The sequence below is a fragment of the Bacillus cereus group sp. MG4 genome (assembly GCF_040460055.1).
Taxonomy (GTDB): Bacteria; Bacillota; Bacilli; order Bacillales; family Bacillaceae_G; genus Bacillus_A; species Bacillus_A wiedmannii.
In genome coordinates this window covers 1-15,443 of sequence record NZ_JARVGZ010000002.1, presented here as the reverse complement: position 1 = coordinate 15,443, position 15,443 = coordinate 1, and the positions used below count along the sequence as shown (strand labels likewise).

Sequence of the window (15,443 nt, the reverse complement as noted above, 5' to 3'; positions counted from 1 at the left end):
ATTTGTATAGTTCTCTAGTCATCTAGTGATTGCAATCTACCTGCTTAATTGGGATTTTTCTTGGAAGATAATACGTATCGAGTACAATCACTTCATTTTGTAGTAAAAAAAGTTCCATTTGATCGTATCCACTCATTCGACTAAAATATTTTGCATCATCCATACTATTTGTGCCAAAAAATAGGATTTGATTGCACTCCCCAGCAATTTGATTGGCAACCTGTTTCCCATAAACCTGTTGGAGATGAGCGTGTGACTGAACAATCATGGAAATATGAATTCCTTTGGCTTTCACAACTTGTAGGACATGCAAGAGATTGGGAATGGGATACAACTCATACTCATCTAAATAGAGATGTACATCTCTTTCTACTGTTTTTTCTTGTAGTAGGTCGAATACTTTTTGAAGACGATCTCCCCGCTCTTGATACGTACTATCAATGAGATTGACAGAAATATATAACACAAACTTTTGTTGTGTAGCGTTCACTACCATGTCTTGTAAGCGTTCTTCAAATAGCGGATGAAGGAGATTCAATTGTAAGATTTCATATCCCTGCTCAGCTTTTGTTTGATTGGTAGCATAATAGATTTCCTTTTTCCTGCTCTCTACAACGATGATGTTCTTTTCTTCTTGCTTCACATTTGGAATGGTATACCATCGTGTTTTTCCTGCACCAGTAGGACCAACGACGTACACATTCGAATGGTTTTCTTTTTCAAACTTGATTTCAGTAGCCCCGATTAACATTTCTTTCACCTATCTTTCGGATTTTCATTATAGAAACCATATCAGTAATATAGCTATCCATGTTGGAATGGCTAGTAAACATGCATTCTTACACCCTCTAAAAAAATGGAACGTTTCTTCCACCTCATAAGCATCTTCCTGAAGCCTTTCTTGGGACAGATATCCCTTTGCCTTTACCAACTTACTATTTTCCCCTTCCAAAATATAGCTTTGGCCCATTCCTTCTCCAGACTTTCCAACCACCAAAGAGTGTTTCGTCAATGGCTGATTCATACCCCTTTGCCCCTTTCTAGCCCTTTCAGATATCGCTGATAGATACAGTGTTTCCTAAGAATGGAAACTAACTGTTCAATAATCCCTGTCCTTGTCATACGTTCTGAAGGATCAATTTTCTTAAAAATATGATACGATGGGTGATTCTCTCCAATTGACGTCATTAACTCTGTTATATAGTCCTCTTGTTCGGTTGCTTTCTGTAGCAAGTCTAATGTTTGGTCCACATCAACATACAGGAGTTCTCCGCTCTTTTTTTGAAAATACATCATACAGCCTGCTAATAATTCTATAGCCGATTCTACCCAAAACCCTTCTCGTTCCGCTGGTTTGACAAATGTTCTCGCAATTGCCATTGCCTGCATATATTCATCCAAGTGGAGGGTATACATCTTTCCTTTCCCAACTGTACCGCCTACAAATCGCTTCTGGTTTTGGTTATACATACTTACACCACGCATTTTTCTCCCTACCTTTCCTTTTAGATGATTCTCTCAACTGACACCCTTTATACTATTCCGTTTCCCACCAACCCTTTGTCGTTGAAAATCATTCATTTACTTGTGTCAAACAGTTACTTTCTCGGTAAAATACGCACAACTTTGTGCTGAGTCATTATCCCGATTATCAAACAGCTCTCGATACTGTACCATCATGTCCATCCATTCTTCTTTTGAAATTTCCTGTGCTTCAGCAAACCCAATCCCTACATCTTTGGAATACGAATCAATTGTCCATTCTATGGTATACCCACTATCTTTTAATACACTTTGATTCCGTTCAAAGGAGAGAATGGTTTCTTTGTCAAACGAGCACCTCACTAAATTTGTTAGGTAACAAGATTCTCCATTTTTTAGAGAAAGACGTTGGTCTTCTAATTCCTCTGACTCAAATAAACATTCCTGTCCGTTTTCATCGAACACTTGAAATAAAACATAGACACTCATTGAGCTCACGTCTTCCCCGTTATGCGAGAATGTTGCATTTGGTATGAATACATAATCATAGCCTAATCGATATTTCACCACTGTACCTCACCCTTTCATACAATTGATATCCTACTCATTTGCCTTTTTATTTGTACGATAGGCACGAATTGCGACAAATCCACCTAATAACATTACAACTCCACCAATCCACATCCAATACGGATTCTCTGCTTTTCCACCTGTTGTTGGAAGCTTATGTTCTACTTTCTTTGGTGCTGGTTCTGCTGCTTTCACAATTGGCTTTTCTTTTACAGGCTGTTCTACTACTTTTGGTTGTTCAGGCTGTGGTTTCTCTGGTGTCGGTGCTGGCACTTCGGGTTTTTGTTCTTTCTCTGGTTCTATTGGATTCTCTGGTGTTTCTGGCGTTGGTACTGGTTTCTTTGCATTTTTCACTATATGCTTAATGATTTCTCCCTCTTCTTTAATTTCAAAAGAGAATGTTTCTTCATGTAAGACATATCCATCTGGTGCTTGCGTTTCTTTGTATGTGTACTTCCCGTACGGAAGTTTGAATGTCGCAATCCCTTGCTCGTTTGTTTTTCCCTTTACAACTTCTTCACCTTTTTCATTAAAAATCGTAAACTCTGCATTTGGTAATTTATTATTTCCATCTGCGATATCAACCTTAGTTAGTTCTAATTCCCCTTTAATTTGCTTGTTCTTTGCCACCAATTCAATTGTCTTTCCTTGTTCTGTAATTTGGAACGGAATTGGCTCTTTTGCTAGTACATAGTTTTCTAACGTTTTCTTTTCTACAAATGTATACATGCCAAACGGAAGGTTTTCTACTTTAATAAGTCCGTGCTCATCTGTGGTATGTTCGCTAACTGTCTTTCCTTCACTGTTTTGTAGAAGGAACGTGACACCTGCTAGTTTCTGATCCGGATTCTCTGCATCCACTTTCAGAAGCTGAACATGCCCTTTGACTTCTTTGTTTTCTACTGTGAAAGTGAGCGTTTTCCCTTGTTCGCTAATTTCGAATGGATATTTCGTTTCGTTTACAAGATAGCCTTCTACTCCTTTCGTTTCTTTAAAGAAATACTTGTTGAAAGGAAGGTTCTCTACTTTTGCAATTCCTTGCTCATTTGTCACAACTTTTATTACTTCTTTTCCATCCGCTGTATATACGGTAAACTCAACGTTCGGAAGGACTTTCCCATTATCACTCAACTTCTTGATTTCCACATTCCCTTTTATTTTGTGATTCTCCGCTGTGATGTTTGCGATTTCGCCTGTTTTTACTTCCACCGTTTGTGGTGTATCCTGTAACACGTAACCCACAGGACTTTTTACTTCTTTCACGACATAGGTTCCCATCTCAATATTATCTAAAGAGGCAATGCCCTTGTCGTTTGTTGTAATCGTTCCCATACTCTTCTGGTCGCTAGCTAACACCTCAAATACTGCTCCTGCCAGTGGTTTCTTGTTTTCATCCACTTTAAGGATTTTCAAACCGCCTACCGCTTTCCAAAAGACTTGTAAATCCTTACTTACTTTCTCTTGACTACGTTCTAATAGAACCGTTGCATCCTGAATCACACTTGTACCTTTATACATCACCGCATGTTGATTTGTCAGGTTGGCAGTTACTCGTAATGACAATTCCGCACTTTTAGAGGATTTCGGCACTTGTACACGGAATTTTTCACCTAGTTGGAATGTTTCTTTTGCTTCTCCCTGTTCTGTGACAACTCGTGTTCCAGCTGGTGCTTCTTGCAATTGAATCTTGTACTCACCTTTTTTTGCATTCGTTTCTACAGCATAGGTTGTGGTTTCAAAATACTCACCATGTAACGTAGCTTCTTGCTTATCTGTCGGTTGTACATTCATATAAACCTCTTGTGTGTCTCCTGTATGATCCGCCGCATACGTAATGGCTTTCGTTGCTTGCTCCACAGCTGCATCTTTAAATTGCAACTCACCTGTATTGATTTGTCCAAGTGCATGCCAGATACTCAGCTGCGTGGCGTAATGAGCCTGTTGCCATGTAGAAACTCCTAGTTGTTCAGGCGTTTTTTGCGGATATCCATTTAATAGTACACGGTAGACAACATCATCCGTTCGTCCTACCTCTGGTAAATCTGTACCATTTGGAGACTTGAGCCCGTATACCAAGCAATACGCAATTTGACCACTGGCGTTTTTCAAAAGCTCTGTACGGACATTTTTTCCGTATTGTGGACTGTAAGCCCAATTCATCTCGTAATTTTCACGATGAATCACCTCCGCACTCGCAGATTTCATCGGAATCAGTACACTGATGAAGAACATACATAAGCTCATCACCAAGGCCAAGGATTTGGAATACACGAATCTTTTCGTCATTGTTAGTAGCTCCTTTTTGAGTATGAAATTTTCAAAGATCTAAATATATTTAATATTAAAAAAATTCAGTCTAAGTTGAACAAAAAAATATACTTCATGAACATAGTTTCTACTTGCAGTTAAAAATGATTGAAATCTTTCCTATTTCCTATACAATGTACATTGAATGTATATTATATAGGTATACTTATCAAGTTAATTGGAATTATGTGATTTTAGCTCGATAATACGTCGGAATAAATAATCTATCTAATGGCTCGCCTAAAAGGTCAGAAATTTTTTGTGCTCTTTTGGCTAATACTCCTTTTCTCCCAGTCTCTACATCATATAAAGTAGTTACTGGAATATCGCAAATAGTTGCAACATCTTTAATACTAAATCCTTTAGTTTCACGTATTTTACGTATTGTAGTCAATTCGTCACCCCCTTATTTACATTGTATTCGGCTTAAAGCCTAAAGTCAACTTAAATATAATTAATTTTTTAACTATTTTTTAACGAAAGGGCGGATTTATATGTTTGGCCAACGCCTAAAAGAATTACGCAAAAATAAAAAGCTAAGTATGAGACAACTTGGAGAAGTACTCGGTGTTAAACAAACAAATGTATCTAATTGGGAAAATGTTGGAACAGAGCCTGATTACAAAACCTTAATTAGAATTGCACAATTCTTTGATGTTTCTACTGACTATTTAATAGGTAATTCCGTAGAATTCAATGACAATGAAAGTAAAGAAAAGAGAGAAATTGCATTATTAGCTCAAACATTACATAAAGAACTTTCCAAAAATCCAGATCTCAAAAATCAAATTGAACAAGAACTAATACAATATGTTCACTTTCTAAATTATAAAAATAGAGGGAAAGGCATATAGCCTTTCCCTCTATTTTTATAAAGCTTAATTTCTTAAGGTTTATAATTCAATTCTTATTTGTAAATTATTTAAAAAAACATTAAACTAGTATGTAGAAGTATCTCTTAAACAATATTAACATACTAAATATAAGTTGAAAACTTAACATAATTTCTGTATTATTATAATCAAAGAAAAAACAGAAAAAAAACCCACCGCACAGTTATTAATTGGTTCAGGTCGGCAAACTCGATACCAATTAATAACTCCAAAAGATAGGGTTTTAATTCACACTATAAGTATATGTGGTTCTTTTTTATGTCATACTTGATATTAAAATTATACCATAATACACATACAATGTGAATATAAAACCTCCTATTTTTCCGTAAATTTGCGGTGGAAAAAATAGGAGGTTTTTTTATGGTAACTAGTTTTGAAACCCTAAGTGCTAGTGATTTCACTAACAATATTCAGTTAGAAACAAAAACTTTAAAAACAAACATGAAATTTAGTAAAAAAAATCAAAAATCAAAATACCTCATGCATGGGCCAAAGTTCTTTGATGAGCTTCGTATATATTTAATCAAGAATAACGAACTTGGTGAATATGCTTTACCTTCATCTGCATTAGCTACTCTTATTTTACTTCACTTTAAGGTGAATGATTTAGGACGACTTCCTCGTGATTTTAAATTATCTACTATCGCGAACGAATCTGATATTCCCTATTCAACTATTCATACAGGTTTTCAAGCTTTGCTTCATTCTGGGGCTGTTAGAGAAATTTTTATTAACGGGAAAATTCCAGTGTATGAAATTTGCAACTATGCAAGATTCAATCGTACAGCAAAAGAAACAAAAGATAATGATGGAAAACTTTCATATTTTCGAATTCCTCATGCATTATTAGAGACTTCTATTTTAAAAGAGTTAGTTTCCCATCGTGACAGCAAAGGTATTATTGAATTTTTAGGATTATGTACCCACTTTACTCATCAATTTAAAAATAGTAAAAATTCCATTGAAGATTATTCTTGTGTTCGTAACATGGACGGCTTAAAGAAACGTTTAGGACGCAATGCGAAAAAGGTGCGAAACTACTTAAAAATCATCTCGCCAATTTTTAAATTTGATGCTGCTATACAAAAGGTTCGAAACCCACGTAAAGGACGGATAGCTCGCATACGTGAAAAAATCCAACAAATCGTTATCACTCAATTTACGGTTAGCATGAATCCTGCATGTGTGATTGAAAATGACCGAGCTGAGATTAAGCAAACTGAAGCTAAAATGCGTAAAGAAGCAACAGCCCGTCTTGAATCCATTGGCATAGCATTAACCACTAAAGATCGTAAAGACATTATTGTTTCTTATAAAGGAGAAGTATCACGAATCGCTACATATATTAAAAATAAACAACTTCGTGATGATTTTATGACTTATACCATGAGTTATGCAATGGATCAATGTGAAAGTTTCTTAGTACTTGGAGAAAAAATAAAATCAATTGGTGGCATGATCCGAGCAAAACTGCGTGAATCGTTTATTCCATGGGCGGAACGATATTTAGACGATGATACGCGTCATACACTTGTACTGGAACTCATTTCTCATGATATTGATGTACCTGATGCATTCAGACTTACTTAAATTTAAAAAATGAATAGATTATGAGCCTTGTTCAAAAAAGTCACTAAGGACAGGGCTATTTGTCATGTTGAAATAAAATAGACAATCTTTCTATTACCCTATAATTCAAAAAAACAGTAGGTTTGATTTTCCTTCCCCTACTGTTTTTTTGTACTTCCATATACTAAATTACGTCTAAATACTTGTGAAATTGTTAGTAATTTATTAATTAAATTGTACATACCTTAATACATTTTTATAAAACTTGTGTGAAACTGGATAGTTTGTTGTTGTATTTATGGATAAGTTAGTATTTCGATTCAATTTTGCCAGACAATTAACCTACCCTTAGAGCCACAAGGGCTTTCAGGGTTTTCTTTTCGCCTATATAGTATTTGTATTTTTTATATAATAATTGAACCTTCTATATAATTATTGAAATTATTACTTAATAAATGTTTTTATACATATAAAGTGAAAAAATTAATAAAGACTCTATTCTTTAATACATTTAAGATTCATAGGGGATTTTGACAAACCTCATAAATAGAATTAAAACTTTTAGGGAAACTTGACTAGTTTTAGGGATACACAAGGGTTTTCATAAACCACATAGAATTGCTACAGCAACTCACTTAATCTCTAAAATTGTAATTAGGAGTTGATTGTATGAGTCAAGTCATCCCCTTAGAACGTTTACAACGTTCATTAAACAGTTCAGACGTTATAAACAAGTTAAATATATCCCCAAGTACATTACGGACATATATGGGGCATTTCAGACGTTCAGGACATACATTCCAGAAAAAGAATGGCCGAATATTGTATTCAACCCGTGATGTAGAGCTATTTAAACAAATGATGGAATTACATGAACAAGGTTTTGGGACAATTCCTGAATGTGTTTGCAACGTTGTAAACAGTTCAAACAATAGTGAGGACACAATGGACAATGTGGACAATCAAAACAAACAAATTAAACAACCTCAGGACACCTCTTCACCAATTGACACAGTAGATGAGATAGCAAGGATCAGGAAAGAAATGAAGAAATTGCGGAAATATGTCGATGAAAGCATAAAAAAACGAGATGAATTATTGCTGCAAACACTGCGAGAAGTATTAGATGCTAAACAAAAAAAGAAAAAAAAGAAGCGATGGTGGCAATTCTGGAAGTAAGCCAACCATCCCCAACCCCTTCCAAGCTTGGAAGGGACTCGCTCGGCGCTAGCCAGGCAAACAGGTTTGGAAGACCTTCAAACCTATTTGCATAGGTTCAAGCGTTTAGGAAAGGCGAATCCGTCCATTCCTTATCCTCCCTCGCAAAGAACGCTCAGTCCGGTACCATGGACAGATACAATGTGTATTCCACCACTGTTTGATTGTGGGGACCGATGATTTTAAAAAAAGGAAACTCGAAATATAGCTTAGAGTTTCCTTTTTGTCTTTTTAATTAGTAAGGTAAAGGGCTGTATTCTGAATTATCCGTTCTAAAATCACAATACCGACAAAATTTTATCCAATTAGGGTGTTCATCATACATTGGTATTAAATTCCCCTTTGAACAACTAAACCCATATATTCCGCTTCCATCCCAACATCATCATACGCATAACGAAATTTACGTTGTGCATTATTCCATACTGCTAATAATCTAAGTTCATAACCATATTCATCATTTGCTGGTACAGTATCGACAATCAGGCTGGCATCTTCTGAAACTATACAATCCTCATGTAAATGAGCACATTTTTTATCTCAATACCTCTGAATAATATCATTATGTTCAAAACTTCCATTTACTTTGAAAAACAAGTTTCCGTTTACAAATGTAGAAAAGCCAACAACACTGATTTTATTACGATTCATTAAATTCATAATTTCAGATCCCCCTTTGGTTTGCGATTATCTTATAAGTCTAATTTGTTAAAATGCAGGAGAAATATATTTTAATTATATGAAAAATGCGCTGATTATATATTTTATTTATACATAACCCCTGTCTAAGTTTTTAATGCACTCTTTTTATATGTAATTCATATATTAAATGTATGGATTACATATAAAAAAATAAATGAAAAGTGTATACGGATTTCTTCTTAGTTAAATTTATATAATTTTCATGTAAAAAATATATAAAAATTATATAAATTTAATGCGTATTCCATTGAAATCTAAAGGTGGATGGTTTATAATATAATTAAGGTATGGAAACGTATGAAAAATATATAAAAAGGGTGGTTTTTGAATATGATGATGAGGACAGTCGCTGATATCGGAAATAGTGAATTAAAAATGGTGATTAATGGTGGAAAGGTAATCAAACTACCAGATGTAAATAAGCGTGTATTTGGCCGCGTGACAAATAAAGAAGGAAGTTTAAAACAAAGCGTAACTAACTTAATGAATGAGATTTGTGCTCATGTAACGAGTGATGCAATTGAACGTGATGGGAAATTCTATGTAGGATATCGTGCTGCACACTCAAACGGTAAGCCTGATAGCCTTGACATTGAATTAGGAGATAAATATAAACGAGATATACCAGTGGTTAATGTTCTATCTGTCATGGCAACTAAAGCGGTTCAAACGATTTATGAAGAAGTAGGAGAATTACCAAAAAGTATAGAGGTACCTGCATCACTAATATTAGCAATTCCAGCTTCTGAATATGAAGGAAAGAAAGCTCGTTTTCTAGAAAGCCGTTTTAAAGAAAATGTGCATATTGTGATCGTGTATGTGGGTGAAGAAAAAGTAACAGTACAAATCGAATTTGAAACTGTAAAAGTAACTCGCGAAGGTATTCCAGCTTTATATGCCATCTTTGAAGGAAATCAAGATATGTTCGATGACTTTAATAAGTTGTATAAAAAAGAAACAGATAGTAAAGAAGATGATAAAGAGGTTAAAAAGAGAAAAGCTAATCTAATGGTAGAAGAAGAAGTAAATGGTGAATATTTTAAAAACAAAAAAATTCTGCACGCTGATATTGGAGATGGTACCTCTGAATACATTTTCTCTAAGGGTTTAAACCCTGTTCCAGACGCTTGTTGGGGAGAAAAAAGAGGGATTGGTCATGCAATAGAGGGAGCAATTAAATTGTTGCAAGAAGAATATGAGGGTGGCGTAGATATCAATCGTCAACAATTCAGTGAATTAGTTACTGATCCTAATGATAAAAAACATGATAAGGCTGTAGAATTTTTAGAAGAAACTCGTTATATGCAAGCTCAAGGGATTTATGATGATATCGAAAAAGCATATGTTTATAAAACAGCTAGCCAAGCTGAAGTTCTCGCGGTTTACGGGGGAGGAAGCATTGCACTAAAAGAAGATTTGTATAAAAAAGCATTTGAGTTTTGTGAAGTAAATGATATGCAATTATTGTGGATCTCACCAACTTATGCAACAGAAATGAATGTTAGAGGTATGGAGATTTTAAGTAAGAAATTGGCTTCTAAGGTGGCTAAGAAATGAGTAAACAGAAACAGAGAGAACAATACAATTGGAATTTTAAAAAAGAGACAAATCCAAAATTTTATGATTGGCTCAATGCACAAACGAATCTATCTGAATCGTTAATTACGTTAGTTTTACATTTTGTAGATCAGTACGGAATAGATGATGTAACAGATTATGAAGTATCGAAGAAAATGCAAAGAGATCTGTTCATGAAGGAAAAGTTTTATCAAGACATTTCAGCGTTGTTAGAAAACGCGAATATAAATAATGTTCATCAAAACAAGAATGTTCCAATTGCTGAAGTAAAGGAAGAAAAAGTCGAGAAAGAAGAAAAGCATATTGAGAAAGTGGATATGAGCGAGAAAATAAAAGCACAACAAGAATCAGAGTCAATTGAAGAGAAACAAAAAGCTAATGCTTATTTGGATGACGTTGATGAGAGTACAATATTTGGCGATTAGTTCAAGATGATAATTTTCGGGAATTGATAATTAATTTTTAGCATTTTGTACAATAGAAAGGGAGAAATGAAAAGTATATAGAATTGGATTTCGTCATGCAATATTTAGATCATAAGAAGATGCCTTGTACGTTTGTACTACAAGGTGGAAAATCGTTAAAGGGAATTATAGATGGGAGAGAGAGAAATTAGATTTGAAGGAAATTAAAGATATCACCTTATATGGAATCAAGAACAAATGAAGAAAAAACAAATGAGTCTCAAAAAATAATGGCAGTAAAAAATCCCTGTTCGTAGAAACGAAATTCTAAGACAGGGATTTTTCTTGTTGTATTGCTTTTATTCGCATAATTGTTGTGAGGTATGCTAAATCTTCTAAATAGCAATATTCACAAATTTTTTTGTTGGAAAACTGAAGTGCGGAGATTTTAATTTTGTGCATTTCTTCTTTATCCGAATGCTTGAACTCAGCGGCGGATTTTTTGATTTTACGTAACGTACTATAACTTAGGTGTTCAACTATATTATTGCATTTCATACAATGTTTCATTGAACATCACGTTTCAATAGGGAGCTTTTTATTTGAATCAAGTGAAGTCCTTCTTTCACAAAAAAATTTAAAAATGAAGAGAGGGTTTCATCACTTATTGTGATAAGATATCTCTCTAAATACAGTTTGAAATTTACCTTTTTCTTCATCCCATTTTCTCTTATTCATAATGAGATAACGAACATAATTATTGTCGGATTTATTGTGAGCTGATATCATCATTGCATCTTTTTTACTATAGCAAGATATATCATGTATTCTCCACGTTTTTTCCAAATCAAATGAGGAATGTTTCAGATTTTCAAAAGCTTGTTCTAGGTTATTTGCTTGGATGAATGAAAGTGTACTATCAAACATATTTAACGCAACGTACGTTGTCAGATACATAAAAATAATAATCTCCTTTTGTATGAGTATAGTTACTTTAAAAAGTCTACAGAGCTACAGGAGAATGATTGGTAACAATTCTGTTATTTTCATCTTCAGATGAAATGTTGTTTATTTGCTGTACGCTAGGAAATAGATTCTCGATTTTTTCATTAACACGAATAGAAATTGATTCAAATAAAGCTTCTCGTTCTTCGATAGATAGATGCTCAATATTGAAATATTTCTCTGTTAGTTCACCAGTATTTTTACACAGTTTCTCTCTTTTTTTCTTTTCCTCAAGTTTCATTTTTCTTTTTAATTCTTGTTTTTCTTTCTTGAGTTGTTCTTCTTTTTCTAGAAGTGCTTTTAGTTTTTCTTCGGTTTTATTACTCATGTAATATACCACCTTTTATAAATTGCTTTTTTAATCTACTAAGTATTTTCTTTTTTATGAAAACGATTAGGTGTGTTCGCTTGGATGTAATTAGAAAATATTTTAAATACTTCCTCTCGATCTTCAATTGTCATGTGGTACATATCGAAGTATTTTTCGCATAATGCACCAGTTTCTATTAATCGTTTCGTTCGTTTTTTTCTATCATGCTGTTTATCTTGAAATTGCAATTCTCGTTTTGTGATTTTTAAGTACTCTAATTCTCGTTCAATCTTTTTTAGCTCTGTTTCATGGTTCATTTTTTATCACCTGAATTCCAGTAGATAGAAAAACTATGTACATCAATTATAATTTGTGTGGATAATAAAATCAATAAAAATAATTCAGAAAATTATAGAAAGAAAGAAGAAAAGATGGTAAAATATTCACTGTAAGGAACGTACAGTGCGCACTTACACAAACTTTCAGTTTGTACGTTTTACCAACCGAAATACATCGGTTGTTCCCTACGGGGTTTGTATAGTGGAAGTATCAAATTTGAGGAGGTGAACTAGGATATGGCGATCTATCATTTAAAGGTAAAAACAATTTCAAGAAAGAAACAACAAAATGTAGTAGCGAGTGCTGCGTATCGAAGTGGTGAGTCATTGTATTGTGAACGAACAAAAGAAACGAAATACTACTCTCGTACCGTGAAACCTGAGACGCATATCCTAGCACCTTCTGAAGCACCATCATGGGTTTTTCGTCGTCAAGATTTATGGAATGAAGTAGAACGTTTTGAGAAAAGAGGGAACAGTCGCTTAGCGAGAGAAGTGGTTGTAGCAATCCCGAATGAATTGTCAGAAGAACAACAACGAGAACTTGTTTTAACGTTTACACATGATACATTTGTACAACAAGGCATGATTGCTGATGTTGCCATTCACCGAGATGACAAAAATAATCCTCATGCCCACATTTTATTGACAACTCGTGAGATTTCTCAGGATGGATTTGTGAAAAAGAAGAATAGAGATTGGGATAAGAAAGAAAATCTACTTGCATGGAGAGAAGCATGGGCGAAGTATGCAAATTTGTCTTTAGAAAAAGAAAATGTACAAGAGAGAATTGACCATCGTTCTTACGAAGAACGAGGAATTGAGTTGTTACCAACAAAGCATGTCGGTTATAAAGAATATCAGTTAGAGAAACGTGGAATTCGTACAGAAACAGGAGAATATAATCGTCGTGTACAAGCCTATAATCAGAGTCTCATTTCCTTACAAGAAAAGAGACAATCGCTCGTTAAAGAACAACAAAAGAAAGAAACAGATTCGATTTCAAAAGTAGAGATATCCGTCAAAGGATATGTCGCTCTTCAAAAAAAAAAACGAGCTTGTTACGAAACAACAAGAACGTTTACAAGATAATAAATCGAAACAGAAATTACATTCTTATACATGGTTAAAAGAGCAAATTGAAACATCCGCTTATCGACAGTTAGAAGAGAAACATCTGCACGTATATATTCAAGAACAACCAATGAAATTACAAGGTGAATATTCGGTTCGCATGTATGAAAAAATGAAAGAATTACAAACAGAAGATATGGTGTCACTTGTAGAAGCGGTCGAGCGTGACATGGTTATGGAAAAGGTTGAAAGTCATATGAAGCAATCTGTAACTTATGAACGCCTACAATCACATGTAGTCCTGTTAGATCGTTGGGAAAAGAATATGCAAAAACAGCAGAATGATGGACGTATTTCGGATACTCGTTATGTGTCAAATATGAATATATTACAAGCACAAAGAGAGGATACGAAGCAAGCCATTCAGTGGTATGAATTGCAAGCGATGTCCTATCTTTCTCGTCAGGGATACAGCGTATATCTTCGTGATTGGAAGGAAGAAAAGCACCCAGAAATTGCGATTCAATTGTTAGAAGAAATGAAACAATCGCCTTCACTTTCTATGGGCATGATTGTGCAAAGAGTGAAAGAAAATGAAGTGTTATCAGAAGCACAAAAAATTATCAGAAAAGAAGTAACCATTGATGCCATTGATATGCGAAGAAAGCAACTCCATAAATGGAAAGTGGCGGAACAAAAACAAAAACGTTCGGAACGTGTGGATCACATTATTGAGCAAGCAAAAGTGTTAGTGAAAGCTCGTAAGATTTTAGTAGAACGATGCGAACAAGAGTTGAAACAATATCCGAAAACAGCATCGTATATGCAGTCATTAGGTGTAGTGGAAAATAGCCCGATTAAGGGTACATGGTTTAGCTGGAAACAAAGTATGGGAAGAGATGTAACAGAAGAAGAAAGTATGTCTTACGCTATAAAACTATCGGTACAGAAAAAAGAAGAAAAGATTTTACAGGAAGCCAAACAAGTATTACGGAAAGAAGTAACGTATCACAATGTGTCTGTGGCTATTGACCAGTTGCAAGAACAAGTAACGGATACACCAATTAAGATCATATTGAATGAAGCAAGAACGAAAAAGATGGAGTATGAACTTGCGATTGAGCGAGTAGGTGAGTATCAAGAACTCGCTTCTAAGTGGAGAAAAACAAATTCTCAACAATATAGATTGGGAGAATTAAAAACATGGTTCACTCAAATGGGAATTGATGTAAATCATATGGCATATAGCTTACAACGAATGAAGTGGAATGTAGAGAAAATAGAAAAAGAAGCGCTTCGGAAAGAAAGGATAGCGGAAGTACAATTACCACGTATACAACAAGCGAAAAAGGTATTAGAAGAACAAGCGATTCGCTATGTAGGAGAAACGTATCCAGAGCTGAAGGACTTGTATACGAATTGTCATTTGCTCAGTCAAAAAGAACGTCAGGTATTGGTTCATATGAAAATATGGAATGAAGAAAGTGGTACGGTGTATGATTTTACGAATCGTCACGCACAATTGCAAAAGAAACAAGATAAAGTGATTGTGCAAAAAATGATAACAGAACAACATATTTCACGGGTGTCTGCGGTGGTACAAAAAATTGCAAAAGTTCAACGGGCAGAACAAGTCTTAGCGCAAGCAGAAGAAGAGAAGAAAGAGTTAGAAACAAAAGGAAATACGTTCAAGCGAGTGGTACTACGAGACCAAAAATTAATAGAAGAGTACCAGACTGTACAGGAGCGCATTGAAAAAGCGAAAGAGGTTCTACAACTCAAGCAAGAGTTAGTCAAAGAAAATGGGGAAGCACGCCAAGCAGAGTTGGAAGAACTGAAGTTGTCGTATCATCAATTCCAAGAAAAAGAAAATCGTTTAGATGGCTTACTGGAAGTGTCAGATATTCTGGAGCGTACGCGTCAAAAAATGCAGCAAGAAGCAAAAGAAAGAGAATATGAGCATCAACAAGAAATCAGAAGGCAAAAAATG

At 34.7% G+C, this 15,443-nt stretch carries 16 protein-coding genes; 7 read left to right on the top strand and 9 right to left on the bottom strand.

What is annotated here, in order from left to right; all coding sequences use genetic code 11:
* Positions 1-22: 22 nt before the first annotated feature.
* From QCI41_RS28700 to QCI41_RS28675, 6 genes are all read right to left on the bottom strand, one after another.
* Positions 23-751, bottom strand: coding sequence for a type IV secretory system conjugative DNA transfer family protein (locus QCI41_RS28700; RefSeq protein ID WP_340882699.1), 729 nt, complete (start codon positions 749-751; stop codon positions 23-25).
* Between the two features lie 27 nt (positions 752-778).
* On the bottom strand, positions 779-1,024 hold the full coding sequence (locus QCI41_RS28695) for a hypothetical protein (RefSeq protein WP_340882702.1): 246 nt from the start codon (positions 1,022-1,024) through the stop codon (positions 779-781).
* Positions 1,021-1,485, bottom strand: a complete 465-nt coding sequence (locus QCI41_RS28690; protein ID WP_353838936.1) for a hypothetical protein — start codon at positions 1,483-1,485, stop codon at positions 1,021-1,023. Before QCI41_RS28690 ends, QCI41_RS28695 begins: the two co-directional genes overlap by 4 nt.
* A gap of 105 nt (positions 1,486-1,590) precedes the next feature.
* Positions 1,591-2,049: a hypothetical protein gene (locus tag QCI41_RS28685; protein WP_353838937.1), complete on the bottom strand. Its 459-nt coding sequence runs from the start codon at positions 2,047-2,049 to the stop codon at positions 1,591-1,593.
* 33 nt (positions 2,050-2,082) lie between these two features.
* Positions 2,083-4,338 (bottom strand): SpaA isopeptide-forming pilin-related protein, encoded by a 2,256-nt coding sequence (locus tag QCI41_RS28680; protein WP_353838938.1) that lies wholly within the window; start codon positions 4,336-4,338, stop codon positions 2,083-2,085.
* A gap of 205 nt (positions 4,339-4,543) precedes the next feature.
* Positions 4,544-4,753: a helix-turn-helix domain-containing protein gene (locus tag QCI41_RS28675; protein WP_000207879.1), complete on the bottom strand. Its 210-nt coding sequence runs from the start codon at positions 4,751-4,753 to the stop codon at positions 4,544-4,546.
* 100 nt (positions 4,754-4,853) lie between these two features.
* On the opposite strand from QCI41_RS28675, the gene QCI41_RS28670 reads away from it, so the two are divergent.
* The 5 genes from QCI41_RS28670 (at position 4,854) to QCI41_RS28650 (ending at position 10,747) form a co-directional block, all read left to right on the top strand.
* Positions 4,854-5,213, top strand: a complete 360-nt coding sequence (locus QCI41_RS28670) for a helix-turn-helix domain-containing protein (protein WP_000467904.1) — start codon at positions 4,854-4,856, stop codon at positions 5,211-5,213.
* Positions 5,214-5,615: 402 nt separating this feature from the next.
* Positions 5,616-6,845, top strand: a complete 1,230-nt coding sequence (locus tag QCI41_RS28665; protein ID WP_353838939.1) for a hypothetical protein — start codon at positions 5,616-5,618, stop codon at positions 6,843-6,845.
* 648 nt (positions 6,846-7,493) lie between these two features.
* Complete coding sequence (locus QCI41_RS28660) at positions 7,494-8,003, top strand: MerR family transcriptional regulator (protein ID WP_353838941.1); 510 nt, start codon at positions 7,494-7,496, stop codon at positions 8,001-8,003.
* Positions 8,004-9,074: 1,071 nt separating this feature from the next.
* A complete protein-coding gene (locus QCI41_RS28655) occupies positions 9,075-10,301 on the top strand; it encodes a ParM/StbA family protein (protein WP_340945844.1) in 1,227 nt (408 codons plus the stop codon).
* Positions 10,298-10,747, top strand: coding sequence for a hypothetical protein (locus QCI41_RS28650; protein WP_144489169.1), 450 nt, complete (start codon positions 10,298-10,300; stop codon positions 10,745-10,747). Before QCI41_RS28655 ends, QCI41_RS28650 begins: the two co-directional genes overlap by 4 nt.
* Positions 10,748-11,386: 639 nt before the next feature.
* Here QCI41_RS28650 and QCI41_RS28645 read toward each other — a convergent pair.
* From QCI41_RS28645 to QCI41_RS28635, 3 genes are read right to left on the bottom strand one after another with little or no spacing between them, the layout of a single operon-like run.
* Entirely contained in the window at positions 11,387-11,683 is a 297-nt protein-coding gene (locus QCI41_RS28645) for a hypothetical protein (RefSeq protein ID WP_353838944.1), read from the bottom strand.
* A 46-nt stretch (positions 11,684-11,729) separates the two neighbouring features.
* On the bottom strand, positions 11,730-12,059 hold the full coding sequence (locus tag QCI41_RS28640) for a hypothetical protein (protein WP_000066816.1): 330 nt from the start codon (positions 12,057-12,059) through the stop codon (positions 11,730-11,732).
* A 38-nt stretch (positions 12,060-12,097) separates the two neighbouring features.
* Positions 12,098-12,358, bottom strand: coding sequence for a hypothetical protein (locus QCI41_RS28635; RefSeq protein ID WP_086387548.1), 261 nt, complete (start codon positions 12,356-12,358; stop codon positions 12,098-12,100).
* A gap of 258 nt (positions 12,359-12,616) precedes the next feature.
* Here QCI41_RS28635 and mobQ point away from each other — a divergent pair, with 258 nt between their 5' ends.
* Both mobQ and QCI41_RS28625 read left to right on the top strand, forming a co-directional pair.
* Positions 12,617-13,471, top strand: coding sequence for a MobQ family relaxase (gene mobQ, locus QCI41_RS28630; protein ID WP_353838945.1), 855 nt, complete (start codon positions 12,617-12,619; stop codon positions 13,469-13,471).
* On the top strand, positions 13,410-15,443 hold a 2,034-nt coding region (locus QCI41_RS28625; protein ID WP_353839252.1), incomplete at its 3' end, for a Mobilization protein. The genes mobQ and QCI41_RS28625, both read left to right, overlap by 62 nt.